Annotated in this window: 28 protein-coding genes; 8 read left to right on the top strand and 20 right to left on the bottom strand. The window is 61.4% G+C overall.

The window, feature by feature from the left end; translation table 11 throughout:
- Positions 1 to 3 precede the first annotated feature (3 nt).
- Both yfiR and HDE75_RS03125 read right to left on the bottom strand, forming a co-directional pair.
- Positions 4 to 582 (bottom strand): regulatory sequestration protein YfiR, encoded by a 579-nt coding sequence (gene yfiR, locus HDE75_RS03130; RefSeq protein ID WP_311735058.1) that lies wholly within the window; start codon positions 580 to 582, stop codon positions 4 to 6.
- Positions 583 to 747: 165 nt separating this feature from the next.
- Positions 748 to 2,400 carry a Na+/H+ antiporter gene (locus HDE75_RS03125; protein ID WP_183676264.1) on the bottom strand — a complete coding sequence of 551 codons (1,653 nt, stop codon included), beginning with the start codon at positions 2,398 to 2,400 and terminating at the stop codon, positions 748 to 750.
- A gap of 205 nt (positions 2,401 to 2,605) precedes the next feature.
- On the opposite strand from HDE75_RS03125, the gene HDE75_RS03120 reads away from it, so the two are divergent.
- The 4 genes from HDE75_RS03120 to HDE75_RS03105 all read left to right on the top strand — a co-directional run bounded on the left by HDE75_RS03120 (position 2,606) and on the right by HDE75_RS03105 (position 7,456).
- Positions 2,606 to 3,886, top strand: a complete 1,281-nt coding sequence (locus tag HDE75_RS03120; protein ID WP_183676265.1) for a cytochrome c — start codon at positions 2,606 to 2,608, stop codon at positions 3,884 to 3,886.
- Between the two features lie 18 nt (positions 3,887 to 3,904).
- Positions 3,905 to 4,378, top strand: a complete 474-nt coding sequence (locus HDE75_RS03115) for a (2Fe-2S)-binding protein (RefSeq protein WP_183676266.1) — start codon at positions 3,905 to 3,907, stop codon at positions 4,376 to 4,378.
- On the top strand, positions 4,371 to 6,647 hold the full coding sequence (locus HDE75_RS03110; RefSeq protein WP_183676267.1) for a xanthine dehydrogenase family protein molybdopterin-binding subunit: 2,277 nt from the start codon (positions 4,371 to 4,373) through the stop codon (positions 6,645 to 6,647). Before HDE75_RS03115 ends, HDE75_RS03110 begins: the two co-directional genes overlap by 8 nt.
- A 140-nt stretch (positions 6,648 to 6,787) precedes the next feature.
- Positions 6,788 to 7,456, top strand: coding sequence for an alpha/beta hydrolase (locus tag HDE75_RS03105; RefSeq protein ID WP_183676268.1), 669 nt, complete (start codon positions 6,788 to 6,790; stop codon positions 7,454 to 7,456).
- Positions 7,457 to 7,467: 11 nt separating this feature from the next.
- Here the strand turns inward: HDE75_RS03105 and fghA are convergent, their stop codons facing one another.
- Positions 7,468 to 8,328, bottom strand: a complete 861-nt coding sequence (gene fghA / locus HDE75_RS03100) for an S-formylglutathione hydrolase (protein WP_311735057.1) — start codon at positions 8,326 to 8,328, stop codon at positions 7,468 to 7,470.
- A gap of 152 nt (positions 8,329 to 8,480) precedes the next feature.
- On the opposite strand from fghA, the gene HDE75_RS03095 reads away from it, so the two are divergent.
- Positions 8,481 to 9,539, top strand: coding sequence for an aldo/keto reductase (locus HDE75_RS03095; protein ID WP_183676269.1), 1,059 nt, complete (start codon positions 8,481 to 8,483; stop codon positions 9,537 to 9,539).
- 179 nt (positions 9,540 to 9,718) lie between these two features.
- On the opposite strand, the gene HDE75_RS03090 is transcribed toward HDE75_RS03095, so the two are convergent.
- The 5 genes from HDE75_RS03090 to HDE75_RS03070 all read right to left on the bottom strand — a co-directional run bounded on the left by HDE75_RS03090 (position 9,719) and on the right by HDE75_RS03070 (position 12,691).
- Positions 9,719 to 10,585 (bottom strand): NAD-dependent protein deacetylase, encoded by an 867-nt coding sequence (locus tag HDE75_RS03090; protein ID WP_183676270.1) that lies wholly within the window; start codon positions 10,583 to 10,585, stop codon positions 9,719 to 9,721.
- Positions 10,586 to 10,631: 46 nt separating this feature from the next.
- On the bottom strand, positions 10,632 to 11,309 hold the full coding sequence (lepB, locus tag HDE75_RS03085) for a signal peptidase I (RefSeq protein WP_183676271.1): 678 nt from the start codon (positions 11,307 to 11,309) through the stop codon (positions 10,632 to 10,634).
- 176 nt (positions 11,310 to 11,485) lie between these two features.
- A complete protein-coding gene (locus tag HDE75_RS03080; protein WP_183676272.1) occupies positions 11,486 to 11,752 on the bottom strand; it encodes a hypothetical protein in 267 nt (88 codons plus the stop codon).
- The gene (locus HDE75_RS03075; protein WP_183676273.1) at positions 11,749 to 12,000 is read right to left on the bottom strand and encodes a hypothetical protein; all 252 of its coding nucleotides are present in this window, start codon (positions 11,998 to 12,000) and stop codon (positions 11,749 to 11,751) included. The genes HDE75_RS03080 and HDE75_RS03075 overlap by 4 nt, the downstream gene beginning before the upstream one ends.
- A 151-nt stretch (positions 12,001 to 12,151) precedes the next feature.
- A complete protein-coding gene (locus HDE75_RS03070; RefSeq protein WP_183676274.1) occupies positions 12,152 to 12,691 on the bottom strand; it encodes a GNAT family N-acetyltransferase in 540 nt (179 codons plus the stop codon).
- Between the two features lie 82 nt (positions 12,692 to 12,773).
- Between HDE75_RS03070 and HDE75_RS03065 the strand changes: the two genes are divergently transcribed.
- Complete coding sequence (locus HDE75_RS03065) at positions 12,774 to 13,166, top strand: VOC family protein (protein ID WP_183676275.1); 393 nt, start codon at positions 12,774 to 12,776, stop codon at positions 13,164 to 13,166.
- Between the two features lie 76 nt (positions 13,167 to 13,242).
- On the opposite strand, the gene HDE75_RS03060 is transcribed toward HDE75_RS03065, so the two are convergent.
- The 8 genes from HDE75_RS03060 to HDE75_RS03025 all read right to left on the bottom strand — a co-directional run bounded on the left by HDE75_RS03060 (position 13,243) and on the right by HDE75_RS03025 (position 21,416).
- The gene (locus HDE75_RS03060; protein ID WP_183676276.1) at positions 13,243 to 13,944 is read right to left on the bottom strand and encodes an ABC transporter ATP-binding protein; all 702 of its coding nucleotides are present in this window, start codon (positions 13,942 to 13,944) and stop codon (positions 13,243 to 13,245) included.
- Positions 13,937 to 14,650 carry an ABC transporter ATP-binding protein gene (locus HDE75_RS03055; RefSeq protein ID WP_183676277.1) on the bottom strand — a complete coding sequence of 238 codons (714 nt, stop codon included), beginning with the start codon at positions 14,648 to 14,650 and terminating at the stop codon, positions 13,937 to 13,939. The genes HDE75_RS03060 and HDE75_RS03055 overlap by 8 nt, the downstream gene beginning before the upstream one ends.
- Positions 14,643 to 15,620, bottom strand: a complete 978-nt coding sequence (locus HDE75_RS03050; RefSeq protein ID WP_183676278.1) for a branched-chain amino acid ABC transporter permease — start codon at positions 15,618 to 15,620, stop codon at positions 14,643 to 14,645. Before HDE75_RS03050 ends, HDE75_RS03055 begins: the two co-directional genes overlap by 8 nt.
- A complete protein-coding gene (locus tag HDE75_RS03045) occupies positions 15,617 to 16,489 on the bottom strand; it encodes a branched-chain amino acid ABC transporter permease (RefSeq protein WP_183676279.1) in 873 nt (290 codons plus the stop codon). The genes HDE75_RS03050 and HDE75_RS03045 overlap by 4 nt, the downstream gene beginning before the upstream one ends.
- A gap of 91 nt (positions 16,490 to 16,580) precedes the next feature.
- Positions 16,581 to 17,747 carry an ABC transporter substrate-binding protein gene (locus HDE75_RS03040; protein ID WP_183676280.1) on the bottom strand — a complete coding sequence of 389 codons (1,167 nt, stop codon included), beginning with the start codon at positions 17,745 to 17,747 and terminating at the stop codon, positions 16,581 to 16,583.
- Positions 17,748 to 17,830: 83 nt separating this feature from the next.
- Positions 17,831 to 19,375 (bottom strand): class I adenylate-forming enzyme family protein, encoded by a 1,545-nt coding sequence (locus tag HDE75_RS03035; RefSeq protein WP_260173636.1) that lies wholly within the window; start codon positions 19,373 to 19,375, stop codon positions 17,831 to 17,833.
- A gap of 11 nt (positions 19,376 to 19,386) precedes the next feature.
- Positions 19,387 to 20,541, bottom strand: coding sequence for an acyl-CoA dehydrogenase family protein (locus HDE75_RS03030; RefSeq protein ID WP_183676282.1), 1,155 nt, complete (start codon positions 20,539 to 20,541; stop codon positions 19,387 to 19,389).
- 38 nt (positions 20,542 to 20,579) lie between these two features.
- Positions 20,580 to 21,416: an IclR family transcriptional regulator gene (locus tag HDE75_RS03025; RefSeq protein WP_183676283.1), complete on the bottom strand. Its 837-nt coding sequence runs from the start codon at positions 21,414 to 21,416 to the stop codon at positions 20,580 to 20,582.
- A gap of 192 nt (positions 21,417 to 21,608) precedes the next feature.
- Between HDE75_RS03025 and HDE75_RS03020 the strand changes: the two genes are divergently transcribed.
- Complete coding sequence (locus HDE75_RS03020) at positions 21,609 to 22,145, top strand: molybdopterin-dependent oxidoreductase (protein ID WP_183676284.1); 537 nt, start codon at positions 21,609 to 21,611, stop codon at positions 22,143 to 22,145.
- On the opposite strand, the gene HDE75_RS03015 is transcribed toward HDE75_RS03020, so the two are convergent.
- The 3 genes from HDE75_RS03015 to HDE75_RS03005 are packed head-to-tail and all read right to left on the bottom strand — an operon-like array spanning position 22,142 to position 25,007.
- The gene (locus tag HDE75_RS03015; RefSeq protein ID WP_183676285.1) at positions 22,142 to 23,065 is read right to left on the bottom strand and encodes an alpha/beta hydrolase; all 924 of its coding nucleotides are present in this window, start codon (positions 23,063 to 23,065) and stop codon (positions 22,142 to 22,144) included. The genes HDE75_RS03020 and HDE75_RS03015 overlap by 4 nt on opposite strands.
- Complete coding sequence (locus HDE75_RS03010; protein WP_183676286.1) at positions 23,062 to 23,928, bottom strand: alpha/beta fold hydrolase; 867 nt, start codon at positions 23,926 to 23,928, stop codon at positions 23,062 to 23,064. Before HDE75_RS03010 ends, HDE75_RS03015 begins: the two co-directional genes overlap by 4 nt.
- A gap of 17 nt (positions 23,929 to 23,945) precedes the next feature.
- Positions 23,946 to 25,007 carry a sugar phosphate isomerase/epimerase family protein gene (locus HDE75_RS03005; protein WP_183676287.1) on the bottom strand — a complete coding sequence of 354 codons (1,062 nt, stop codon included), beginning with the start codon at positions 25,005 to 25,007 and terminating at the stop codon, positions 23,946 to 23,948.
- Between the two features lie 140 nt (positions 25,008 to 25,147).
- Here HDE75_RS03005 and HDE75_RS03000 point away from each other — a divergent pair, with 140 nt between their 5' ends.
- Entirely contained in the window at positions 25,148 to 25,744 is a 597-nt protein-coding gene (locus HDE75_RS03000) for a TetR/AcrR family transcriptional regulator (protein ID WP_183676288.1), read from the top strand.
- A gap of 26 nt (positions 25,745 to 25,770) precedes the next feature.
- Here the strand turns inward: HDE75_RS03000 and HDE75_RS02995 are convergent, their stop codons facing one another.
- Positions 25,771 to 26,133, bottom strand: coding sequence for a flagellar basal body protein (locus HDE75_RS02995; protein ID WP_221291745.1), 363 nt, complete (start codon positions 26,131 to 26,133; stop codon positions 25,771 to 25,773).
- Between the last annotated feature and the right edge of the window lie 84 nt (positions 26,134 to 26,217).

The following is a 26,217-nucleotide window of genomic DNA, read 5'->3' as shown; positions in this document are numbered from 1 at the left end:
ATTTCATGGCGAAGGGGCCTTGCGGCGGGCGATCTGCAGCGCGTTCGGATGCACGCGCAAGCCGCTGCGGGCGATGGCGTCGAGGTTGACGTCAAAACCGATCTGGGTGTCGACCAGGCGCAGGCAAAACATGGTGCCGGTGATGCAGCTAGTGCCCGGTTCGCTGACCGACAGGATGGGCTTGCCGATGATTTGCGCCAGCAACTGCTCGCGTTCGGTGTCGGGCAGGCTGCCCAGATACACGACATCGCATTCGCTGGCGGCGCCGACGGCGGTCTGGATCTTCAGGCGGACGCGCTGCCCCATGCTCGATGCCGGGGTGTCGGTAATCGCATTTTCCTGGCGCACGTTGCCGACCATGCAGACGCGTACTTCCGGCCGCGCCAAAGGCCAGCGCACATAGCTGATGATACCGAACAGTATCTGGGCGATATCGGCCGGGCGCCTGGCTTCGGCGCTGGCGGGCGTGGCCGGCGCCGCGCCTTGCGCCGACGCCGTACCCGTGCCGACGGTGGCGCAGGCCAGCAACAGGCAGCCGAGCAGCAGTGGCAGGCGGCGCCAGGGGCGGAAGAGGAAAGGCACGGCGATGGCTATCTTTAATTATTTACAAGCAAGGTCAGGTGGTAAATACAGCACACACATAAACTGTACGGAACTGTGTGATGAAAGTAAATCACTATCACCACGAAAACCTTGCATTATAAACACTTAATCAAAAGCTTGCATTTATTGCCATATGGCATGCTTTTACTCTTCCAGGGTGGCTTCCAGTAAATCGATTTCACGCAGCAGGCGCAAGTGGATGGCGTCATCGAGTTCGCCGGAAATGCGGCGCCGGAACAGTTCATCGCGTTCGGCCGTCAAGGCTTCGAGGCGCAGCGCCCGTTCCGCCTTGGCCAGTTCCTGCATGCGGGCCGCTTCATCATTGCTGCTTTCGCCATACGCCAGGCGCCGCCGGTAAGCTTCGATCAAGCGGTTCGCCGCTTCCGTGACGACTTGCTGCTTGCCTTCCGTGCTGACGCCTTCGCATACTTTTTCCAGCCGCGCGATGGCCGCTTCGGCCGCTGCCGAACGCGCATTGCGCTCTTCGCTGGAGCGCCGGGCCGGCGGCGCAAACACCAGGCCCTTGGTCAGCAGGGGAAGGGTGATGCTGGCGAGGATCAAGGACAGCAGGATCACGCCCATGGCAATAAAAATGACCAGGTCGCGTGCAGGAAAACGCGTACCATCCGGCAAGAAGAGCGGCAGGGTCAATATGCCGGCCAGGGTCAGGGCGCCGCGCACGCCCGCAAACGAGGCTACCAGCAGCAAGCGCAGGCTGGGACGCACCAGCTGCTTGCCCTCCTTGCCTGCCAGGCCGTCTTTCTTGTTTTGCTTGAACAAGGTGAGTTTCATGGAAATGAAGACCCACAGGAAGCGCATGAAGGTCAGGCCGACGGTGATCGCCACCACATACAGCGGCAGTTTCCAGGCGCTGCCGGCGCCCACTTCGATGGACGCCGCCTGCAGGCTGCCTATGCTGGCGGGCAATTGGGCGCCCAGCATGACGAAGATGGCGCCATTCAACACCAGTTGTACGGTATCCCAGACGGCCTTGCGCTGGGTGCGGGTAGCGGCCAGCGGGCGGCCGATCAGGTCGGCGTAATGCATGGAAACACCGGCCGTGGCGGCGGCCAGAATGCCGGAGCCATGAATTTGCTCGGCGCCCAGATAGGCGGCGAACGGAATCAGAATGCTGATCAGGATTTGCAAGCCCGGTTCTTCTCCGACCTTGCTGACCAGCCACTTATTGGCCAGGCCCACACCCCAGGAAATAGCCAGGCCGATGACGATGCCACCGCCCGCTTCGCGTAAAAAGCTCAGCGAGGCAGCGCCGATGGAAAAGCCGCCCGTCATCATGGCCGCCACGGCAAAGGTAAAGCAGACCAGGCCCGATGCGTCATTCAGAAGCGATTCGCCTTCCAGGATATGCATCAGGCGTGGCGGAATCGGATTGCCGGCCGCAATCGCCGACACCGCTACCGGATCGGTCGGCGACAGGATGGCGCCCAGGGCAAAGGCCACGGCCAGCGGTACGCTGGGGATAAGCCAGTCGATGAAGAAGCCCATGCCCAGCACGGTAAACAGCACCAGGCCGATGGCCAGCATCAGGATCGAGCGGGCATCGCTGAAAAACGCCCCCTTGGGAATGCGCCAGCCATCGAGGAACAGCAGCGGCGGAATGAAGAGCAGAAAGAAAATATCGGGGTCGAGCGGCAATTGCATGCCGAGCAGGGCGAGCACCGAGCCACCGGCAATTTGCACCAGCGGCAGCGGTAGTCTGACCCAGCGTGTACGGGCGGCAAAGCCGCACAGGACGACGGTCAGGACCAGGATAAGGATTACGGTAACGGTATGCATGGGAGAAACGAGGCCGGCGTGCTGAAAAGACGATTATAAAGCGCAGTGCCCCTCAGCCGTGCCCGCCTGCTGTGGATACCCATCGGCAGGCTTGTCTTTGCGTACATGCAACAAGTCGCAATCGGGTAAGATTGGGCATCCCACTGCCATGCCGTTCGCTGTTTGTTGCACCGCGTGTCCAGCCTGTTTTGAATGGAATTATCGTTTGATTAAGAAGATTGTTGCCGGCCTGTCCATATTGCTGGCCCTGTTACTTGCCCTGGCCGGCGTTGTTGCCGCTTATTACTGGCGTCCCGCCATAGCGCCCATCAATCCGCCGCCCGCGGAGACTTTTTCACGGCAACTGGTCGAACAAGGCCGGGTCTTGGCCGGCATTGGCAATTGCGCCGCCTGCCACACGGCCAAAGACGGCGCCGACTATGCGGGCGGGCGCGGCCTGGCCACCGCGTTTGGCACGATTTACGCCACCAATCTGACGCCCGATACGCAGACCGGTATCGGCCGCTGGTCGCTGGCCGCATTTCAGCGCGCCATGCGCGAAGGCGTGCGCCGCGATGGCGACCATCTGTATCCAGCTTTTCCTTACACACATTTTACCCACGTCAATGATGCCGATTTGACGGCCCTGTACGCCTATTTCATGACGCGCCCGCCTGTCTATGCGGCGCCGCGCGCGAATACCTTGCCGTTTCCCCTGAACTTGCGCGCGCTGCAGGCGGGCTGGAAGTTGCTGTACTTCAAGCCAGGCGCGCTGGCGCCGGATGCTGCACATGGACAAGACTGGAACCGGGGCCGCTATCTGGCCGAAGGGCTGGCCCATTGCGCCGCCTGCCATACGCCGCGCAATGCGCTGGGCGCCGAAATTGCCAGCTCCGCTTACCTGGGCCGTCCCATGGCCCACTGGTATGCGCCAGCCTTGACCAGCGCCAATACGGCGCCACTGCCATGGACGAAGGATGAGCTGACTGCTTTCTTGCGCACGGGCGCCACCGCCTTGCACGGTGTGGCGGCCGGACCCATGTCGACAGTCGTGCAGGGCTTGAAGGGCGCACCTGACAGCGACGTGCGCGCGCTGGCCATCTATTTTGCCGATGTGGCCGATGCGGAACACAGCAAGACCGATGTGGATGCGGTCGTCAAGGCGGCGATTGCCCACTCGCAAAAGGTCAGCCTGGTCGATAATGACCGTGGCGCCAGCCTGTATGTGGCGGCTTGCGCCGCGTGCCACTCGAATAGCGATGGCCGGCCGGTGGCGGTGCGCCCCGAGCTGAGCTTGAACAGCGCTGTCAGTTTGCCCGATCCGGCCAATCTGCTGCAGGTGATACTGCATGGATCAAACAATCCAGGCTTGATGCCGGGCTTTGCGCAGGCGCTGTCGGATGCTGATATTGCCCAGCTGGCCGCTTATCTGCGCCGTAGCCGCAGCAGCCAGCCGGCGTGGCCCGAGCTGGAAGCGGCGGTGGTCCGCGCCCGTGCTGCCCAGTGATTGAATTGAAAGACCAGTATGCATAATATTATTGTCAATGGGCAGCCACTCGCCGCCGATGTCGATCCGCAAACGCCTTTGCTATGGGTGCTGCGCGAGGTCGCCCAATTAACCGGTACCAAGTTTGGCTGCGGCATCGGCCTGTGCGGAGCTTGTACCGTACATGTGGATGGGCGCGCCGTGCGTTCGTGCATCACGCCGGTTGCTTCTGTCGAGGCGTGCGCCATCACCACCATCGAAGGCTTGTCGCCCGATGGAAAACACCCGTTGCAGCAAGCGTGGATCGCGGCGCAAGCGCCACAGTGTGGTTATTGCCAGCCGGGCCAGATCATGCAAGCGGCCACCTTGCTGCGCGATTATCCGCAACCGACCGATGCCAACATCGATGCCGTGATGAGTGGCAACCTGTGCCGCTGCATGGCGTATGTACGCATCCGCAAGGCGATCAAGCTGGCGGCCGCCAGTGGGCAGGAGATGCCGCCCCATGCATGACTCCATACCTGTCTCGCCGGGCCGCCGCGGTTTCCTGATCGCCGCCGCCGGCACCGGTTTTACCTTGGCCTTTTTGCGTGCCGACAGTTCCCTGGCCGATAGCAAGCTGGCGCCGGCGATATCCGGACCAGAAGCCGCGCCTGCGTTCGATCCCGGCATCTGGTTCGGGATCGGCCGCGACGGCATCGTCACCGTCAATATCGCCAGGGCAGAAGTGGGCCAGCATATCGGCACGGCGCTGGCGCGCATCGTTGCCGAGGAACTGGAAGCCGATTGGGACAAGGTGCGCCTGCAGTATGTCGATAGCGATCCCAGGTGGGGGCCGATGGTGACGGCTGGCAGCCGCTCCGTATGGCAAGATTTCGATCCGCTCAGCCGTGCCGGCGCGGCTGGACGCATCGCGCTGATCGAGGAGGGCGCCAGGCTGTTGCGCGTACCTGTTGCCGCGTGCACGGCCAAACTAGGCGTGGTGCATGGACGTGGCCGCTCCGTGTCGTATGGCGAGATCGTGCGCCGTGGCAAGCTGGCCCGCCACTACACGCCCGCGCAATTACAGGCCATCGTGCTGAAAACACCGCAGCAGCGTACCCTGATCGGCCAGAGCGTGCAGGCGCTCGATATTCCATCCAAAACGGATGGCTCGGCCGTCTATGGCATCGATGTCCAGGTAGCAGGCATGGTGCATGCGCGGCCAAAAATTCCACCCACGCGCCATGGCGCCAAGGTCGTTTCCATCGACGACACGGCCGCCCGTAAAATCAAGGGCTATATCGGGGCTGCCGCCTTGAACGATCCCAGCAATACGGTGCCCGGCTGGGTCATGGTGTATGCCGATTCCTACGCGGCGGCCAGCCGCGCCGCCGAGCTGGTGCAAGTGAAATGGCGCACGGGAGCGGCAGCGCATGTGTCGGAGCAGGACATTCTGGCCTATGCCACCAGGCAGCTCCACGATGCCAGCCTGGGCGCGCGCGTGGTCGATGACGATGGTCTGGAGCAAGCATTCAAGGGGGCAGCGCTGACCCTGGAGCGCCACTACACCACCAGTACCGTGCTGCATTTCGAGCTGGAACCGCTCAATGCGCTGGTGCAGCAAATCGATGGCATATGGCATGTGCATGCGGGCAATCAGGCGCCATCGCTGATCTTGCCCGTGCTGGCGCAGGCATTGAAGGTAGCGCAAAGCCACATCGTCTTGCATACCTATCTGCTGGGCGGCAACATGGGCCGGCGCCTGAATGGCGATTATTGCGTGCCGGCCGCGCTGGCGGCGCAGGCACTGGGCCGTCCCGTCAAGCTGATTTGTACGCGTGCCGACGATAGCCATGTTGACTCGCCCCGCTCACCTTCCTTGCAGCATCTGCGTTTGGCTTTTGATGGGGCGGGTAAAGTGATTGCCATGCAGCATGAAGCCAGCGCCGGCTGGCCCGCGCAGGTGATGTTCCCCGCCTGGCTGGTCAAGGATAAGCAAGGCCACCCCTATGATCCGTCCGCCATCGCCGGCGCCGACCACTGGTACACGGTGGGAGCGCAGCGCGTGCGCACTGTTTCCAACGACCAGGCCAATAGCAGTTTCCGGCCCGGCTGGCTACGTGGCACGGGTCCGGCCTGGACCAGTTGGGCGGTGGAAAGTTTTATGGACGAGGCGGCGCAGGCGGCCAAGGCCGATCCGCTCGATTTCCGTTTGTCGCTATTGCAGGGGAAGGGCCGCAATGCGGGCGGCGCCGAACGCTTGGCCCACGTGCTGCGGCGTGCTGCGGAAAAAGCCGGCTGGGGCGCCGCCATGCCGGCCGACACGGGGCTGGGTATCGCCGCTACGGGCGGCCAGGAGCGCGGCATGCCGACCTGGACGGCTTGCGTAGCCAGGGTGCGGGTAGACCGCAAGACCTGCATGGTGCAAGTCGAAAAACTGACCCTGGTGATCGATGCGGGCGTGATTATTGACCCTGATGGCGCGCTGGCCCAGGCCGAGGGCGGCGCACTGCTGGGCCTGAGCATGGCGCTGCATGAAGGTACGGCGTTTTTGAACGGTGCCGTGAAGGATAGCAATCTGAATTCCTACTTGCCCTTGCGCATGGCCGACGTGCCGGAACTGGACATTGAATTTATCTGCAGTACGGAGATGGCGACGGGCCTGGGCGAACCGCCCGTAACTGTGGTGGCACCCGCTATCGGCAACGCCATCTTTGCCGCGGTAGCGGCGCGCGTGCGGCATTTGCCGATACGGCCGGAAGCGGTATTGAAGGCGCTGGACCGGTATGGCGCTGTGTGATCAGCTTGATCACACAGTTGCTTTCGTGCCCCTGCGTGAGCCGGCGCAGGCTGTTACACTAAAGGCTGCCGCCTGGTGCTGAAAATAGTGTAGTGGCCCGCGCCCGGTTTGGTCCAACCAGCTCGATTGTGGAGGCAGACATGCAAGAACAATTTGTCAGCATCACGGCGGATGAACTTCAATTGGACGGCGTGCTATCCGTGCCGGAAGGCGCGGTTGGCGTTGTGCTGTTTGCCCATGGCGCGGATCCAGGTTCCGGTGATTATCTGAACGCATCGAGCCATGCTACTTCCCAGGATTTTTTACGTTCTGGCATCGCCACCCTGCGTTTTGACCAGGGCGAAGTCAGCCCGGCGGGTGGCAGCAATGGCCATGCCTACTTTGTTCATAGCGATATCGTCTTGTTGGCGAGCCAGCTGGAAAAGGCGCTGGCCTGGCTCAAGCTTGACCCGTCCACCCGGCATTTGCCCTGCGGTTTGTATGGCGATGGCGTCAGTGCCGCCGTGGTGATGCAACTGGCGGCCTGGCGCGGTAGCCAGATTGCGGCGTTGGCCGTATGCGACGGGCAAATGGGAATGGCGGGCAAGGCGGCGCTGGAAAATGTGCGCGTGCCCTCGCTGCTGATGGTGGGTGGCCACGATCCCGATGTGCTGGGCTTGAACCGCATGGCGTTTACCACCTTGCGCTGCGATAAACAGCTGGAACAGATCGCCGCACCGGGCGGCCTGGACGCCCGCCATCAGGCTGCCTTGCTGGCCACGGACTGGTACACCCATCATTTCAACGGGCATGCCAGTACGGTCCAGTAGTTTTACGAGGGTTAGCGCAGATTGCGGGCATGGAAGCGCAAGTGCTCTTCCATGAAAGTGGCGATAAAATAATAGCCATGGTCATAGCCGGCGTGGCGGCGCAGCTGCAAGGGCTGGTTTGCATCGCAGCAGGCTGCCTCGAAGACTTCAGGGAACAATTGTTCCGGCAAGAATTTGTCGGCCAGGCCCTGGTCGATCAATATTCCATTCGGAAATAACGGCTGCTTGCCTTGCCGGCTGCGTACCAGCGCGCTGGCGTCGTATTTCTGCCAGCTGCTTTCATCGCTGCCCAGATAGCCTGTGAATGCCTTCTTGCCCCATGCACACTGCGATGGTGCGGCGATCGGTGCAAAGGCCGACACGGAGCGGAACAGGTGGGGATTGCGCAAGGCTAGTACCAGCGCGCCATGGCCGCCCATCGAGTGGCCAAAAATGCCGGTGCGCTGCGGATCGATGCCCAGTTCCTGCACCAGCAGGGTCCGCAATTCCAGCAGGTAGCTATACATGCGGTAGTGGCTGCTCCACGGCGCTTCGGTGGCGTCGACATAAAAGCCCGCGCCCGCGCCGAAATCCCAGGACTCGCTTTCTCCGGCAATATTGGCGCCACGGGGGCTGGTGTCGGGCGCGATCAGCACCAAGCCTTCTTCGGCTGCCACGCGCTGGGCGCCACCCTTGATCATGAACGTTTCTTCGGTACAGGTCAGGCCCGCCAGGTAAAACAGGGCAGGGTGTTTCTTGTCGGCCTTGGCGTCTTGCGCGCCAGCCGGAATAAACACGGAAAAACGCATCGGCAAGCCGATCGCTTGCGCATCGTGGCGGTAAAAACGTTGTACGCCGCCAAAACAGGCGTGCTCACTCAACAGTTCCAGCATGAATTCTCCTTGTCAATCCCACAGTATAGCCAGAGTGGCATGGGCCAGCACCTGGTTGAATAAATTATGATCGACATCTATGCGGTATCGGGTGTATGCTGCAAAAATTATGATCGTCATCTAATACTTGATCTAATCACCGGAGATAAATCATGCAATACAGTACATTTGGCCGCCGCACGGGCCTGCGCGTTTCGCAACTGGCTTTGGGCACGGGAAATTTCGGCACGGGCTGGGGGTATGGCTCGGAGCGCGCAGAGGCCAAGGCCGTGTTTGACGGTTATGTGGCGGCTGGCGGTAATTTTATCGACACGGCCGATACCTATCAGGTGGGGCAATCGGAACAAATGGTCGGTGAGTTCATCGCTGCCGAGCGTGATCATTTCGTGCTGGCCAGCAAATATACGCTCGGTGGTGCGCCGAATGGCGGTTTGTCGCGCACGGGCAATAGCCGCAAGAACATGGTCCAGTCCGTCGAAGCGAGCCTGAAGCGGCTCAAGACGGACCGCATCGACCTGTACTGGGCGCATTTCAGCGATGGTGTCACACCCATCGATGAAATCATGCGTGCCTTTGACGATTTGGTGCGCTCCGGAAAAATCCTGTACGCGGGCTTGTCGAACTTTCCCGCCTGGCGCATTGCCCGCGCCGAGCTGCTGGCCGAGTTGCGCGGCTGGGCGCCATTGATCGCCATCCAGACCGAATACAGCCTGGTCGAGCGCAGCGCTGACCGGGAGTTGCTGCCCATGGCCGAGGCACTGGGCCTGGGTGCGGCGCTATGGTCGCCATTGGGTGGCGGCTTATTGACCGGCAAATATCGCGACAGCAAGGAAGGCCGCTTGACGGGTCTGGGTGGCGTGCTGGTGCATACCGAAAAAAGCACACGTGAAACTGCCATCCTCGATGCCGTGCTGGCCATCGCCGCTGAACTAAGTGTTGCACCCGGTGAAATCGCCATCGCCTGGCTGCTGGCCAGGGCGGCGCGCTCATCGACAGCGCTAGTACCCATCCTCGGTTCGCGCACGCGGGCCCAGCTTGACGCCACCCTGGGTGCTTTGGCACTGAGCTTGACGCCAGAACAGCTGCAGCGCCTCGACACTGCCAGCACTATTGCCCTCGGTGCGCCATTCGAGGCGATTGCCAATAGCGCGGGCAATATCACGGGCGGGCAGGGCGCCTTGCTGCGGGGGCCATTTATTCCTGTCGCCTGACTTGCCTTTACCACTTGCAGCCGCTGTCGCCGGTGGCGCCCTTTAGCAGGAAGGGGGTGTTCGCCAGGCCCTCAAACCTGACGTTACTGATTTGCTGCTTGTAGTCGTTATCGCATTTGGGGCGTGCGGCGCGGGCGATGGCCTGCGCTATGGCAGCATCGCGGAGAAAGTCAGCGCTGTTATCTGTTCAGCAGCGCCGCGACAGACGGCAGGATGGCTTGCGCCGGTGCTTCAGTTTTAAAAACCAGCAAATGATCGGCGCGTGTCTTGCCCAGGTTGATGGCGGCCACGGGCTTGCCCGTTTCGGCCGCCATCCGGCACAGGCGAAAACTGGAATACACCATCACGGATGAACCGATCACCAGCAGTGCGCTCGCTTGCTCCATCTTGCGCTGCGCTTCGGCCGCACAGGCTGGCGGCACGCCGTCGCCGAAAAACACCACGTCCGGTTTGAGCACGCCGCCGCATTGCGGGCAGTGCGGCACATGAAAGGTGGCCAGTTGCGATGGTTCCAGCAGGGCGTCGCCATCGGGCGCCGGTGTGGCGATGGCGCCTGCCATCTGCGGATTGCTTTGTTCCAGCATGTCCTGGATGAAGCGGCGCGTGTAACTGGCATGGCACGCCAGGCAGACCACGCCATGTATGCTGCCGTGCAATTCCGTTACATCCTTGCTGCCTGCCTGCTGATGCAAGCCATCCACGTTTTGTGTAATCAAGCCACCGATGCGGCCTTGCTGCGCCAGCTGGGCAATCGCCAGGTGACCCGCATTGGGCAGCGCGCGCGACAGTAGTGGCCAACCGACCATGCTGCGCGCCCAGTAGCGGCGGCGCACGGCTTCCTGGCGGCGAAACTCGGGTCCCTGTACGGGAGCATTGCCGCGCCGCACGCCATCCGCGTCGCGGTAATCGGGGATGCCGGACGCCGTGCTGATGCCGGCCCCCGTCAGCAGCAGCACGTCCGGGTGGCGCAGCAGGAATTGCGCCAGCTGTTCGGCCGCTTGTTGTTCCCTGTCGGGCTGTGGGCTGAAAAGGGAAAAAGTTTGCATGATGCGCCATACTAACCGAAGCATGGCGCCTGTGTGATGTACCGCTTTATTCCAGCTTCATGCCGAAGCGCTGCAGGCGCGGTTGCCAATGATCCTCGATATTGGCCGAAACGAGGATGCGTTCGGCCTTGCCGATCAGCAGCTCCCGTGGCACGAAGCCGAAGTAGCGCGAATCGGCGCTATTGTCGCGGTTATCGCCCAGCATCAGATAATGATCGGCAGGCACGGTGACGGGGCCAAAGCTGCGCAATGCCGGCAGTTGTGCCAGAACCTGGATACGGTGCGCATGGCCGCCGTTTACGGCGCTGCTTTCACTGATGTGCTGGGCCGTCAATTGACCTACATGGTCGACGCTTTCCGGCACGCTATCGAGCATGGTGTACTGGGCCGGCTGGCCATTGATGGTCAAGTGTTCATCGCGCATTTCCAGAGTATCGCCGGGCAGGGCAATGACGCGCTTGATCAGCCGCGTGCCATCCTTGGGTGAGAAAAAGGTGACGATATCGCCGCGTTCCGGTTCGCCCAGACGCTGGAGCACGATATTGGTCAGCGGTACTTTCAAGTTAAAAGCGAGGCGGTTGACGAACACCACATCGCCTTCCAGCAAGTTCGGCCGCATGGAGCCGGACGGGATGGGATTCCAGTCAGCTACGGCCGTGCGAAATACGCCGAACAGCAGCAAAAACAGTAAAAAGCCCTTGTTGGCCCGCATCCATGGTTTCATCGTGTCTCGCTCTGTGCCTGTGCCCGTGATCGTTGGGAATACGCGTCATGTTACTTTCGCGTAATAGCAACAATGCAGAGTGAGACTGAAGATTGTCTTAAATAGTCATTTTAAAAGCGGTACAGAATGCTTAAGAGGTGGCGTATGTTACAAGCCAGCGTCAGCCCAAGCTGCTTTTACCGGCGCCGGCAAGGCGACTGCGGGTCGTCTTTCCTGCTTGTTCCCTGGGATAGTTGCTTGCCGCCCAGTTCTTCCCACAGTTCGCCCACGGCCACCAGCAAGCCGCCTGCGATAAAGGGAATGCCGACCAGCCACGGCGTACCGTCCAGCCATGGCCCCAGCAACACGGCCGAAATGATGGCGATGGCGAGGGAACTCCACCAGAAGCGCCGCGGATGCCTGAGGGTGAATAGCTGCTGTAGCTCATCCATCTGTTCATTCATAGGTCCTCCTTCGATAACAGGCGGTACAACCGGGCGGCAAGGATGCTGCTGGCAGCGATGACGAAGCAGCCATCGAGAAAAAACAGCGCCATGCCAATCAGGTGCATGCCCTGCGCCAGGTAGGCAGGTAATTCATGCGCTTCCACCCATTGCGTCATCCATGCCAGTATGATGGCGGCAGCAAAAATCACGATGGCTAACGCCAGCATCAGCAGCACATGTTCAAACAGGCGGTTGCGCAGTTTCATGTTGGACTCTGCTAGCTGGAAAAGGTTCAAAGGTTTAAAGATTCACTAAGCTAGACGTTATCAGTCCAATCGTGTTCTGGCTTGCGCTGGCATAAAGTCGCACGCCATGCTGAAAAAAGAGCGTTTATGCCAGGAAAACCCTCGTTTTTAATTAAATGCCAAGCCTCTCATTGCGCCGTTCGAAGTACAGCAAGTCCGACCATTCTTGCTGGAAAAGCATGGCCTTTTCTGCCCTGCCATACTGGTTGAAACCATTGCGCTGCATGACGGCGATCGAGCCCAGGTTTTGTGGCTGTATCGTCGTTTCCAAACGCCACAGGTCCAGCTTGCCGAAGGCTTCTTCCAGCAGCAGCGCCACGATGCGCGTGGCATAGCCGCGTCCGCCGAATTTTTCACCCACGCGGTAGCCCAACTGGGCCTTGTTGAAATACGGGCGCGTGACAGCGGTCAGGTTGACGCGCCCGACGATCTGGCCATCATGCCTTGCCAGGTATTGGTGCGAGAGGTCTTGCTGGCGTTCGCGCTGGGCTTGCTCGATGACGGCGGCGATGGCTTCCAGGCTGTAATAGGAGGGCGCGCGGGCGGCGACCCAGGTTTCGAAGTAGCGACGGTTTTCAAGCTCGAAAGCCAGCAGTTCATGTGTGTCGGCGCTGGCGAGCGGGTGCAGCTGGATGTGATTGAAATCTGACATGGGTGCTCGTTAAAAAGAGTTGCGCCATTATAATCATGCGGCGCATTTTGCCGCGCACCGACTCCCCTCATGAAGGAAGCATATGCTGTCTCATATTTTTATCGGCACCAACGATTTCCCCCGCGCTTACCCTTTGTATACGGCGCTGATGCGCGAACTGGATTTGACCGAGAAATTCCACAACCCGGCCAAGCCGATCGCGGGCTGGATGGCGAAGGACGCGCCGCAACCGCTGTTCGTGTTGAGCGCGCCCTACGACGGTCTGCAGGCAACGCCCGGCAATGGACAAATGATTGCCTTCCTGGCCAGCAGCCGCGCGCAAGTGGATCGCTGCTACGCAGCGGTGCTGGCGCAGGGCGCCGTCTGTGAAGGCCCGCCGGGCCTGCGGCCGCATTACCACGCCAATTATTATGGCGCCTACTTCCGCGATAGTGATGGCAACAAGCTGTGCGTCTGCTGCCACCGCGCAGAATAGATCAGTCTTGTTCCCAGACCTGGGCTTCGGTCCAGCCCAGATCAAGAAAGTCTTGTACCTCAGGCGCCGTTCATGCTTACCTGGCAAAATACAGCGCATGCAGATGTTCCAGGTCCACCTCGGACGCTGGCTGCGAGAGCGCCACTTTACCACTTTGCAACAGGTAGACATGGTCGGCCACGCCCACGGCGCGCGCTGTATTCTGCTCGACCAGGATGATGGTGCGCGCGCCATCCTTCAGCCGTTCGAGGATTTCGAACAACTCATTGACTACCAGCGGCGCCAGGCCCAAGGACGGTTCGTCGATGATCAATAGCGATGGATCGGACATCAGGCCGCGCGCCATCGCCAGCATCTGCGCCTCGCCGCCCGACAGCGATCCGGCCAGCTGGCGGCGCCGCTCGTGCAGGCGGGGGAACATGGCCCAGGCTTCTTCCAGGCGCGCCTTGCAGTGTGCCCGGTGCGCTTTTGGAAAGGCACCCATGATCAGGTTTTCTTCCACGCTCATGTCACGGAAGGTCATGCGCCCTTCGGGGATCATGGTCACGCCGGTGTCGCCCATCTTCCAGGTGGGGGTGCCGTTGAGGACATGGCCATCAAGGATGATCTGCCCCGCGGCAGCTGGCAGCAAGCCCATGATGGCGCGCAGCAGGGTGGTCTTGCCGGCGCCATTCGGGCCGATGATGGTGGTCAGCTTGCCTTTCTCGATATCCAGCGAGACATCCCACAGCACGTTGATGGCGCCATAACCGGCGCGCAGATTCTCTATCTTAAGCATGGACGGCTCCCGTATAGCTTTGGATCACGGCCGGATCTCGGAACACGGTTTCCGGCGCGCCGTCGGCGATCAGCTGGCCAAAATTGAGCACGGCCACGCGCTGGCACAGATTGCTGATGGTTTCAATGTCATGCTCGATCATCACGATGCCCACGCCGAATGTCGCATGCAGCTCTTTCAGCATGCCCATGAAGCGGCGCTTGCCGTTGGTTTCCAGGCCGGCCAGCACTTCATCGAGCAGCAGCAGCCTGGGATTCGTGGCCAGTGCTTTCGCCACTTCCAGCGCCTTCAATTCCGTCAGCGCCAGTTCGCTGGCCGCATCGCGTCCGGCCTTGTTCGCCAGGCTGGTGAAGTCCAGTATTTCATCGATCTTGCGCATGTCCACCTTGCCCGTGCCGAAGCGCTGCGCCACGATCAGGTTTTCGCGCACCGTCAATTCATGCATAGGCTGCGGGATCTGAAAGGTGCGGCCCAGTCCCAGGCGCGCGCGCTGGTACATGGGCGTGGCCATGATGTCGCGCCCTTCAAAGCGGATGGCGCCACTGGTGGGGCGCACCAGGCCGGAAATCGCATTGAAAAGGGTAGTTTTGCCGGCGCCATTGGCGCCCACCAGGCCGATCACATCGTGGCTGCCCACATTCAGGGTGACACGGTCGACGGCAGTCAGGCCGCCGAAGCGCACCGAGACATTATCGAGTTCAAGCATGTTTTTCTCCCTCGGCCTTGGCCTTCTCTTTACCCTTGAACAGCTTGCGCAGCAGCGGCAGCAAGCCGTTCGGGCTGAACACGATCATCGCCACCAGCAGCACCCCCAGTACCAGCTGGTGGCCGGTGGGTATCAGCGACTTGAAGATCAACTGGTCGACCAGATACACCACCACCGCGCCGAGTACCGGGCCGAGGATGGTGCGGTAGCCGCCGAAGATGGCTGCCACGATAGGCAAGGTCACCCACAGGCTGTTGAAGGCATAGTCGGGTTCCAGAAAATTGATGTAGTGGGCATTGAAGGCGCCGAACAGGCCTGCCATAAAGGCTGACACCAGCAGCATCATGCCTTTCAACAGCGTGCTGTTGACGCCGACCACGCGCGTCGCGTCTTCGCTGTCGTGCATGGCACGCAGGGCGATGCCGTAATGGCTGGAACGGATGCGGCTGTAGGCAAACGCACACGCCACCACCAGGGTCAGCACCACCAGGTAGGCGCCCGTCTTGCTGGCCAGGTCGAAGCCGAAAACGGTGGGCAGGGCAGGGATATTGTTCACGCCACCGGCGCCGCCCGTGACGGAACTCCATTCGGTGGCCAGGATGCGGAAGATATGCGCGTAAGCCAAAATCGCCAGCGCAAAATATGGCCCGTGCAGGCGCAGCACGGGCAGCATGATAATCGCTGCCATAGCGGCACCCGCGCCGCCCAGCAGCATGGCGGCAAATACGGGCAAGCCCAGTTTCACACTTAGCAAGGCTGACACGTAAGCGCCCACGCCAAAGAAGGCCGCATGGCCGAAGCTGACCATGCCACCCAGATTGCCCAGCAATGCCCACGACAGCGCCACGCCGCCGATGATCAGCGCCGCTACCACCATGCTCATCACATACTGGTTGCCGCCCAGGGCCAGCGGCACGGCGAGGTAGGCCGCCAGCAGCAGGGTGAACGAGAATATTGTTGAACGTTTCATCCGCGCCTCCGCTGTGCACCGAACAAGCCATTCGGCATGATGAACAGGACCAGCAGGAACAGCACCATGCCCGACAATTCTTGCAGCGCCGAACTGGCCAGGGTGACGGTCAAGGCTTCAGCGATGCCCAGCAGCACGGCCGCCAGCAGCACGCCGGGAATGGAGCCGATGCCTGCCAATACGGTGATGATGAAAGCCTTGACCGTCAGTGCGCCGCCGTAGGCTGGCTGGATCACGCCATAGCTGAACAGGGCCACGCCCGCAAACGCGGCCAGGATGCCGGCCACCAGAAAGGAGACCAGTTCCGTGCGGCCCGGATCGATGCCCATCAGCTTGGCCGCGTCGCGGTTGCTGGAGACGGCCCGCACGGCGCGGCCATACCAGCTGGTCGATAGCCAGCGCCACAGGGCTGCCATCAGCACCAGGCTGACGCCGAAGAAAATGACTTCGCTGCGCATGCTGAAGAACGGTCCGATCTCGATGCCTTCCTGCAGCCAGCTGGACGACGTCGAGCGGATATCGGCCTTCCATATCAGCAGGATGGCGTTGGTGAGGATCACGCCGATGCCGTAGGTAAGGATCAGCGAATTGATTTCGCGGTCTTTCTTGATGCGGCTGACGATGGCGTACACGCCGACCGATGTCAGGCTGACGATCACCAGCGCGATGGGGATGGCGAACATCGGCCCCAGGCCCAGGCCGGATTCCACGCTATAGGCGATATAGGCGGCCAGCAGCACCAGTTCTCCGTGCGCCAGGTTGATCACTTTCATGGTGCCGAACACCAGCGCCAGGCCTAGCGCGATCAGGGCGTAGGAACCGCCCTGCAGCAGGCCCGAATACAGGGCTTGCAGGATTAATTCTGTCATGTCGTTATCCCGTCAGGCAGCCCGGCGCTGGCCAGTACTGCCGTTGATCGAAACACGCCCGGGGCGGGCGTGTGCGTATGCAGGGGAAGAGTTACCAGGGCACTGCTGGGTAGATGAGTTTACCGGTGGCGTTTTCCTTCGGCCAGACGATCACCACTTTCTTGTCCTGGTGCTGCGCCATGCGGTGTACGAAGTTCTGGTTGTCGCCATTGGCGGCGAACTGCACCCGGCCGATCAGCGTTTCGCGGTCGGTCTTGCGCATTTCTTCGGCCACGCCGCCCTTTTTGATCGTGCCCTTGTCGGCCGCACGCGCAATCGCTTCGAACAGCAGCATCGATTGCACATAGCCGAACTGGCCCAGGTAGTCGGGCTCCTTTTTGTACAACTGGCGGTAGCTGTCGCTGAAGGCCTTGCCGTCGGCCGTCTTGAATTCGGTGGGGAAGGGCAGCAGCGCCGTGCCGAACACGTTCGGCATCAGGTCGGGGAAGTCGGCCGCCATCTTGGGCGTGGCCAGCGACCATACGCCCACCATGGCCTTGACCTTGGGTTTCAGCACACGCGCGGCGCGGATGATGCCCACATAATCGTTTTCATAGCCGACCATGGCGACCACTTCAGATTTATCCTGCAGCTTGATCTTGTTGATGATGGGCTTGAAGTCCGTGATGGCAGGGTCGAACGAGTGGGCGGTCACTTTCACTCCCTTCGCTGCCAGTGCCTTTTCCACATCCTTGGCCAGGCCGGTGGTGGCGTCTTTGGTGGAATAGATGATCGAGACGGACTTGGCGCCTACCTCCTGCAGCAATCCCAGCATGGCTTTTTCGTAGCCTGCCGTGTTATTGATGCGGAAAAAATTCTTGCGTCCGCTAGCTACCAGGCTGTCGTCCACGCCGCCCGAGGTGATGTAGACCAGGCCCAGTTTATTGGCCGTGTCGGAAGCGGGCGAAATATTATTGGAACCGTAGCCGCCCGTGATGGCCACCACGCCCTGGCTGGCCAGTTTTTCCACGGCCGCAATCGCCTTGGCAGGCGCCGATTCATCGTCGACGGTGACGATCTTGATCTTGTGTTTGCCGTTAGTCTTGTTGAAGACCTCGGCGGCGACCATGATCCCTTCCTGCATGCCGGCGCCGACGCGCGCCAAATTGCCGGTCAGGGGGATTTCGGCGCCGACCAGGAATTCCTCGGCGCTGGCATGGGGTATCCAGGCGCTGGAAATGGCTGCAGCCAGGGCAATACGTGTCAGTGTGTGCTTCATCTTGTCTCCTCCCGTGATATGCGCCGGCGCCAGGATGGGCGCCGGCTTCGTAAGCCGCTGTTTTTTTATTGTCGGCTTTCCTGTTACTTTGCTACTGCCAGTTGCGCCATCTGCCGCAACTGGCCTTTCAAGATCTTGCCGGTGGCCGCCGCCGGCAGTGCATCCATGACGATGATGGCTGACGGGCATTTGTAGGGCGACAGTGTGTGCGCCAGGTAGTCGTGCAGGACTGCTACTGTCACCGGCTGGCGCGGGTCCAGTTCCACATAGGCGATGACTTCCTCATTACCATCGGCTACGCTGCGCCCGACCACCGCTGATTGCACCACCGACGGGTGAGCATTCAAGGCCGTTTCCACTTCCAGCGGATAGACATTGAAACCGGAACGGATGATCAGCTCCTTGGTGCGCCCGACGATGAATAGCGCGCCGTCTGCATCCTGGCGCGCCATGTCGCCCGTATTTAACCAGCCGCCTGCACGCATGGTGGCAGCCGTCATCGCCGGTTCGTGGTAATAGCCAGCCATGATGTTCGGCCCATGTATCCACAGTTCGCCCGGTTCGCCTTGCGCCACATCGTTGCCCGCCACGTCGACCACGCGCACGGCCACGCCTGGTATCGGCGTGCCGACGGAATCGTCATGGCGCGGTGTCTCCAGGCGCGTCTGGCTGATGGTGGGCGCACTTTCCGTCATGCCATAGCCATTGTGCAGTGGGGTACCCAGCAGCTTTTCCACATCGCGCTTGAGCGATGGCGCCAGCGGCGAACCGCCGGCATAGGCAAAGCGCAGCTGCGTCGGCAGCGGTGTGTCGGCGCCGCCCAGGGTTTGCAGCAGCTTGGCATACATGGCGGGCACGCCCTGCACGATGGTCAAGCCATCATCCTTCAACGCCGCCAGCAGGCCGGCGGTGGTAAAGCGCGGTACCAGATACAGGCTGGCGCCCGCATACAAGGTGCCCAGGGTAACGGAAGCGAGGCCATAGACATGTGAAATCGGCAGCACGCCATACGCGCGGTCGCTGCGGGTCAGGCCGCGCAAGGTGCTGGAGACGGCAGCGATAAACAGCAGGTTGCGGTGCGTCAGCATCACGCCTTTCGACTGCCCCGTGGTGCCGGTGGTGTAGATCAGCGCGGCCACTTGTTCATTGCTGGCCACGGTGTTTTCCGCCACGGCTGACGTATTGAGTTCTCCCGCCAGCAGCCCACCCATGCCATCGATACTGGCAGGCAGTGCGCCGCGCCGCGCCGCATGGGCTGCTGCCTCCGGTGAGTTATTGTTTAAGAACAGCACACGCCGTGCACCGGCGTGTGCAAAGATGGTGTCGACTTCGCGTGGCGACAAGCGCGCATTGACGTTGACGATCCAGGCATCGATGCTGGCGGCAGCGAAGATCAGCGCCACTTGCTGCGCGCAGTTTTCGCCGACCACCATCACACGGTCACCGGCCCGCACGTCCAGGCTATGCAACAGCTGCGCGGCACTGTCCACGCTGTGCTGCAGCTGGGCGTAAGTCCAGTGGCGGCCGTCTTCGTGCAGGGCGGGCGCCTCGGGCGTGCGCGCCGCCCAGTGTGCAGGAATGGCCGACAGGCGCGCCGGCAAGCTGGCCAGCAGGGCAGGGATATCCATCACGGTCTCCATTACTTTTGCGCTGCCTTGATCATGTTGCGGGCAATCACGATTTGCTGGATCTGCGTCGTGCCTTCATAGATGCGGAACAGGCGCACATCGCGGTAAAAACGTTCGGCCGCGTATTCGCTGATATAGCCGGCGCCGCCGTGGATCTGCACCGAGCGGTCGGCCACCCTGCCGCACATCTCGGAGGCGAACAGCTTGCAGCACGACGCTTCGGTCGAAATGTCTTCCTTGTTGTCGCGGCGGCGGGCGGCGTCGAGCACCATGCTGCGGGCCGCATAAATTTCGGCCTTGCTGTCGGCCAGCATGGCTTGTATCAGCTGGAATTCGGCGATAGGCTGGCCAAACTGCTGGCGGTCCATCGCGTAGGCCAGCGCATCGGCCAGCATGCGTTCGGCCGCACCCACGCAGACGGCGGCGATATGCAGCCGGCCCTTGTCGAGCACCTTCATGGCGGTTTTAAAACCCACGCCTTCCTTGCCGCCGATCAGATTGGCGGCCGGCACGCGGCAGTTTTCAAAGATCACGTCGCAGGTATGCGCGCCTTGCTGGCCCATCTTCTTGTCGATCTTGCCCAGCGAGAGGCCTGGCGTATCTTTTTCCACGATGAAGGCGGAGATGGCCGAAGCGCCGCGCTTGGCCGGATCGGTGCGCGCCATGACGGTAAAAATGCTCGCTTCCGGCGCGTTCGTAATATAGCGCTTGCTGCCGTTCAGGATATAAAAGTCGCCATCGCGCACGGCCGTGGTGCGCAGCGAGGCGGCGTCCGATCCCGATCCCGCTTCCGTCAGGGCGAACGAGCCGATGATCTCGCCGGCCGCCAGCTTGGGCAGGTAGCTTTGTTTTTGTTCCGGCGTGCCGTCGATGACGATGCCTTGCGAACCGATGCCGTTATTGGTGCCGATCAAGGAGCGGAAGGCGGGCGAGGTGCGGGCGATTTCAAAGGCCACCCTTACTTCTTCTTCCATGCTCAATTCCAGTCCGCCGTATTCTTCTGGTATGGACAGGCCGAACAGGCCCAGTTCGCGCATCTGCGCCACGATGGCTGGCGGGATGGTGTCGGTTTCGGCCACCAGCGCCTCGTTCGGCACCAGTACTTCGCGCACGAAGCGGCTTATGCTGTCGAGCAGGATGTTGAGGGTTTCTTGGTCGCGTATCATCGGGGTCCTCGGAGACTTGATAGAGAGGGGCGCGCAGTCTAACCGCGTCCCAGATTGGTTTCAACTGTTTTTACGAGGGCCACCAGGCGTGGCCCCAGATCGTTTTCAAGCTTGTCGCGCGAGAGCAGAAAGGCCGGGCCGCCGCAATTGAAGGCCATCACCGGCCCGCCATCGGCATCCCGCATGGGCACGCCCACCGCGTGTACGTCGGTTTGCCATTCGCCGGCCGAGATGCAAAAGCCCCGGTCCTGGTAATCCTTGTAGCCTTGTTCGATGCCGGCCTTGATGCGCGGCCAGCGCTCCGTGTCATGCAGGCGCGCATGGTCCATCAGGTAGTCGCGTTCCGATTGCGGCAGGATGCATAGCAGGGCCTTGCCCATGGCGGTCGTCATCAGGGGAATGCGCGAACCCACATCGAGGCGCAAGGTGACGTTGGCGCTGCTGCGGCAGGTTTCCACGTACACCATGCTGAGGCGGTCGCGCGTGCCCAGCGCCACGGAAGCTTGCGCATGTTCGGCCAGTTCTTCCATCAGGGGGCGCGCCATCTTGCGCACGTCGAGATTGGACAGCATGCGGTAGCCGAGGGCCAGCACGCCGGCGCCCAACTGGTATTTGCCCTGGTGTTCGGAGTAGCTCAAATAACCCAGCTTGGTGAGGGTATAACTGAGGCGCGAGATGGTGGGTTTGGGGATGGCCGTGCGCTTGGCCATCTCTGCATTCGACAGGAACACTTCGCCGGGGCGAAAGCAGCGCAGCACTTCCAGGCCACGCGCCAGCGCGTTGACGAATTGCCGGTCCTTGCCTTCCTCATCATCGCTGAAGACGATCAAATCCGGATCTGCTGCTGGCTGGTGATGGCTTGTTTTGGCGTTCATTTGCGTCCCCCTTGCAAACCAGTTTGCCTAGGCGGGCACAGCATGTCAATCGTTTTGTGGAACATTCGTTCGCACAGCGAAATGCTGCAATGCGAGAAAAGAAGATCAAAAAACGTTGCTTGAAGATCGTTATTTACCTGCGTATATTGCGAACTTCGTATGTGGGCCGTGCAGCAAAAGAAAGGACGCACCATGTTGAACATTATTCGATTGTTGGCCCTGATGGCCTGCCTGCTTCCCGTCAGCGCGCAGGCAGGGCCGCCGGCGCCCTCGCGCGACAGCATGAGCCATAGCCTGCAGGTGACGGGTAGCGTGAAAACGCCTTTGATCCTGACGGTGGCCGAGCTGCGCCAGATGGCGCCTGTCAATGGGGGTGAGCTGGCGGTTACGCGCCAGAACGGCGGCAAGGCCGAGACGATCACCAGCTACAAGGGCGTGCGCCTGCGCGACATCCTCGACAAGGCGGTGCTGGATGCGCCCGGTCACAACGATGTGAAAAAGCTGGCCATCATCGCCAGCGCCACCGATGGCTACGCGGTGGTGTTTTCCTGGGGCGAGCTGTATAACTCGCCCGCCGGCGATAGCGTGATCGTGTATGTCGAGAAAAATGGCAAGGTGCTCGACGAGAGCGATGGCGAGATCGCGCTGATCTCGGCCAAGGATATCCGCACGGGACCGCGCCACGTGAAGTGGCTGAACCGTATCGAAGTGCGCAAGCTGGCTGATTAAGCCGGCTTGCTCATGGCCTGCCTGGCGTGCTCAAACAACTGGCGCGCCTTGGGCGTCAGCCCCAGCATATGGATGGCTGCGTGGATCAGACCATCGAGGCGCAGGCAGTCAACGGCCACGCCCGCATTCCGTAGGCGCTGGGAGTAGGCCACACCCTCGTCGTGCAGCGGATCGTATTCACATACCAGCACCGTTGCCGGCGGCAAGCCGCGCAAGGACGTGGCTCGTAGCGGTGCCGCATACGGCTGCTTGCCATCGGCCGGGGTGGCAAGATAGGCCGACCAGCAAAAGCGCATGACTTCGCGCGTCAGCGAATACCCTTCGGCGTAGCGCTGGTAAGACGGCGTGTCGAAGGCAAAGTCGAGTGCCGGATACAGCAGCAATTGATGGACCAGCGCAGGGCCATCCAGGTCGCGCGCCATCAGGGCCGCTGCCGCCGCCAGGTTGCCTCCCGCGCTATCGCCGCCCACGGCCAGCCGGCCTGCATCGATACCCAGCTCCGCTGCCTGTTCGGCCACCCAGCACAGGGCGCGGTACACATCGTTCAGTGGCGCCGGAAATGGGTGTTCAGGCGCTAGCCGGTAATCCACGGAAAAGATGACGTTGCCAGTGGCATTGGCCAGCGCGCGGCAAGGGTTGTCATACACGTCCAGCGAGCCCAGGCACCAGCCGCCGCCATGCGCGAACACCATGGCGGGCAAGGCGCTGGCAGCGTCCGCACCGGCGGGCACATAGGCGCGCACGGTCAGCGCAGGCTCGCCAGGCAGTACATAATCCTTGATCGAGGCCACCTCTTCCAGGGGGCCATGCAACTGGCGCAACGCGGTATCGGTGGCCGCCCGCAGCTCTGCCAGCGAGGCGGGCTGCGGTGCCTCTTGCGTCTGACGCAGATAGGCGGCGATGCGTGGATCGAGGCTCATGCCGGCTCTCCCGCCAGGAAGGGCAGCAAGTGGGCGATAAACGCTTCCGGCTGCTCTTCCATGATGAAGTGGCCGCATTCGGCAACGATGGCGCCCGCCAAATTGCTGGCCTTGCCCTGCATGGTCAATAGCGGCGCATCATTGGTCGCATGGTCGGCACCGATGGCCAGCACCGGCATGGCCAGGCAGCGTTTGGCCCGTTCCAGGTTTTGCCGTATGGTTTCGGGTATCGCACGGTAGTAGGCGAAGCCGGCGCGTAGCGCGCCTGGCGTGGCGTAGGCCTCGGCATATACGTCCACGGCGACCTTGTCGCGCCGGTAAGACCAGCGGTCGAAGATGAAGCGGATGTATTCGCGCTCCTTGCCGGCCGTGAGCATTTCCGGCAGGTCAAGCACCTGGTTGAACATGAAATGCCACAAAAAGATATTGTCGGCAGGGGCGACAAAGATGGGCGGCGCGGGCGCCAGGCCGGGTATCACGGCTTCCGTCAGCGCCAGTTTTGTTACGGCTTGTGGAAAATCGCTGGCCAGCGCATAGCCTACCCACATGCCGATATCGTGGCCCACCACGTCGTACTGCGTGTGGCCCAGGGCCAGCATGGCGCGATGCAGGGTCGCCGCCACGGCGCCCGTATCGTAGCCGCCGGCCGGGCGGTCCGAATAGCCGCTGCCTGGCGGGTCGATGGCGATTGCTTGATACCCCTGGCTGGCCAGAGCCGCCATCACATGGCGCCAGGCGTACCAGGTTTGAGGCCAGCCGGGGATCAGCAGCACCGGCTTGCCAGTTCCTGTAATGGCACAGTGCAGGCGCTGGCCAGCGATGCGCACGTAGTCGTGAGTGATGTGGTTTTCGTGTTGATGCATGGTGCGTCCTTACTTAATTAATTGTTTTGAATGCCGAGCAGGGTATTGATCTGTTGCGCGCTGACAGGCGCGCCGGCGAAGTCGTCGAAGATCTTGTCTGTCACGGGAATGATGTGGGCATTGATAAAGGCCACGCCTTCGCGCGCGCCTGCCTCCTGGTCCTTCAGGCAGCATTCCCATTCCAGGGTGGCCCAGCCGGCGTAATCGTATTGCGCCATCTTCGAGAAAATCGCCTTGAAATCGACCTGGCCGTCACCGAGCGAACGGAAACGCCCGGCGCGGTTTTCCCATGACTGGTAACCGCCATAAATGCCTTGCCGCCCAGTCGGATTGAATTCCGCATCCTTCACATGGAACATGTGGATATGGTCTTTATAGATGTCGATGAAATCGAGATAGTTCAGCTGCTGCAGCACGAAGTGGCTGGGATCGAACAGCATCTTGCAGCGCGGGTGGCGCCCTGTGCGCTCATAAAACATCTCGAAACTGACACCGTCATGCAAGTCTTCGCTAGGGTGGATTTCGTAGCACAGATTGATACCCTGTTCCTCGCACACGTCGAGTATCGGCAGCCAGCGGCGCGCCAGTTCATCGAATGCTGTCTCGATCAAACCGGGTGGACGCTGTGGAAACGGGAACAGATAAGGCCAGGCGAAGGAACCTGAAAACGTTCCCATCTCCGTCAATCCAAGGCGTTTTGATGCCATCGCCGCCAGCTTGATCTGCTCGATGGCCCAGGCAGTGCGTGCTTCCGGCCGCCCTTGCAGGTCGGGCGGGGCAAAACTGTCGCAAAGTGCGTCATAGGCCGGGTGTACGGCCACCAGCTGGCCGAAGATATGCGTGGTCAATTCGCTGATGACCAGGCCGTGACTGGCCAGCATGGTCACCAGTTCGTCGCAATACGCCTGGCTGTGGGCCGCTTGCGCCACGTCGAACAGGCGCGCATCCCAGGCGGGAATCTGCAGGGCCTTGAAGCCCAGGCCAGAGGCCCATTCGGCGATTGCCGGCAAGCTGTTGAAGGGCGCCGTATCGGCGGCAAATTGCGCCAGGTGCAAGCTGGGTCCTTGAATGGTTTTCATATCGGCTCCTATTGTTTGGCGATCGACAAAGAATAGGCGAAATTGCTGCTGCGGTCAAGATGTCGATGGAAAATAAAAGCGCAAACGGCTCGCGCGGCCAGGCGTTATACTGGCCGCCAGTTTGCTAGCAGAGGATGATAATGGCAGGAAGACCGAGGGAATTTGACCGCGCCCAGGCGTTGGCAAAAGCACGTGACTTGTTCTGGACGCGTGGTTATGAAGGGGTATCGATGGCCGATCTGGTCGCGGCGCTGGGTATCGCTTCGGCGCGCATCTATGCGGCGTTTGGCTCGAAGGAGCAGTTATTTCGCGAAGCGGTGGAGTTGTATGAAACAGGCGAGGGCGCTTTTGCCGTGCACGCACTGGCCGCCAGGCTCAACGTACGTAACGCGCTGGTCCGCATGCTGGAAGAAGCCGTGCTGCTGTACACGCGCAGCGGCCAGCCGCAAGGCTGCATGGTGGTCACGGCGGCCACCAACACCAGTGCGGAAAACGCCGGTATCGCCGACTGGCTGGCGCAGCACCGCCGCGCACGCACGCAAAGTCTCATCGAACGCCTGCGCGACGCGCAAGCCAAGGGCGAGCTACGCGAAGACGCCGATGTGCAGGCGCTGGGCGATTATTATGCGGCGCTGCTGCATGGCTTGTCGGTGCAGGCGCGCGATGGCATTGCCGCAGCACGCCTGCTGGCGCTGATCGTTCCGGCCATGGCGCCACTCGATCTGGCACTGGCCTAGACTACGGTCTTGCTAGTTGCGGCTGATCAGGACTTGACGTCGATCAGGCTGCCCAGCGCCTGGTCGGCGGCCTTGACGACATTGGCCGACAGGTTGAAGCCCGATTTGTAGACCAGGGTATCGGTCAGTTCCGAGGCCAGGCCCACACCGCTGGGGCGGTTCTCGGCCAGCCTGTTTTCCGTCCTGCCTGCCTGATCATCGGCGGCCAGCTTGCGCCCTTCTACCGAGAGCGTCACGCCCGTGCCTGCGGGGCTGTTTTCCTGGAAGTTCGCGTTTTGCGGCTGGAAGCCGGGCGTATTGACATTGGCAATATTATTGGCGGATACATCCAGCGCGCGCTGGTTGGCGGTCAGTCCTGCAGTGCCGGTGGTGAGAGCGGAAATGGACATGGCGGTTCCTTGAAAGTAGGTTGAGTGTACTCCGCTTTGTCGTCAAAGTGGTTGGTGCGCGGCAACATTCAATGGCGGCGGTCC

It is taken from the genome of Janthinobacterium silvisoli (assembly GCF_014200725.1).
GTDB lineage: Bacteria > Pseudomonadota > Gammaproteobacteria > Burkholderiales > Burkholderiaceae_D > Janthinobacterium.
Note: the sequence above shows the minus strand (reverse complement) of the source record. Positions and strands in the feature narration are given on the sequence as shown.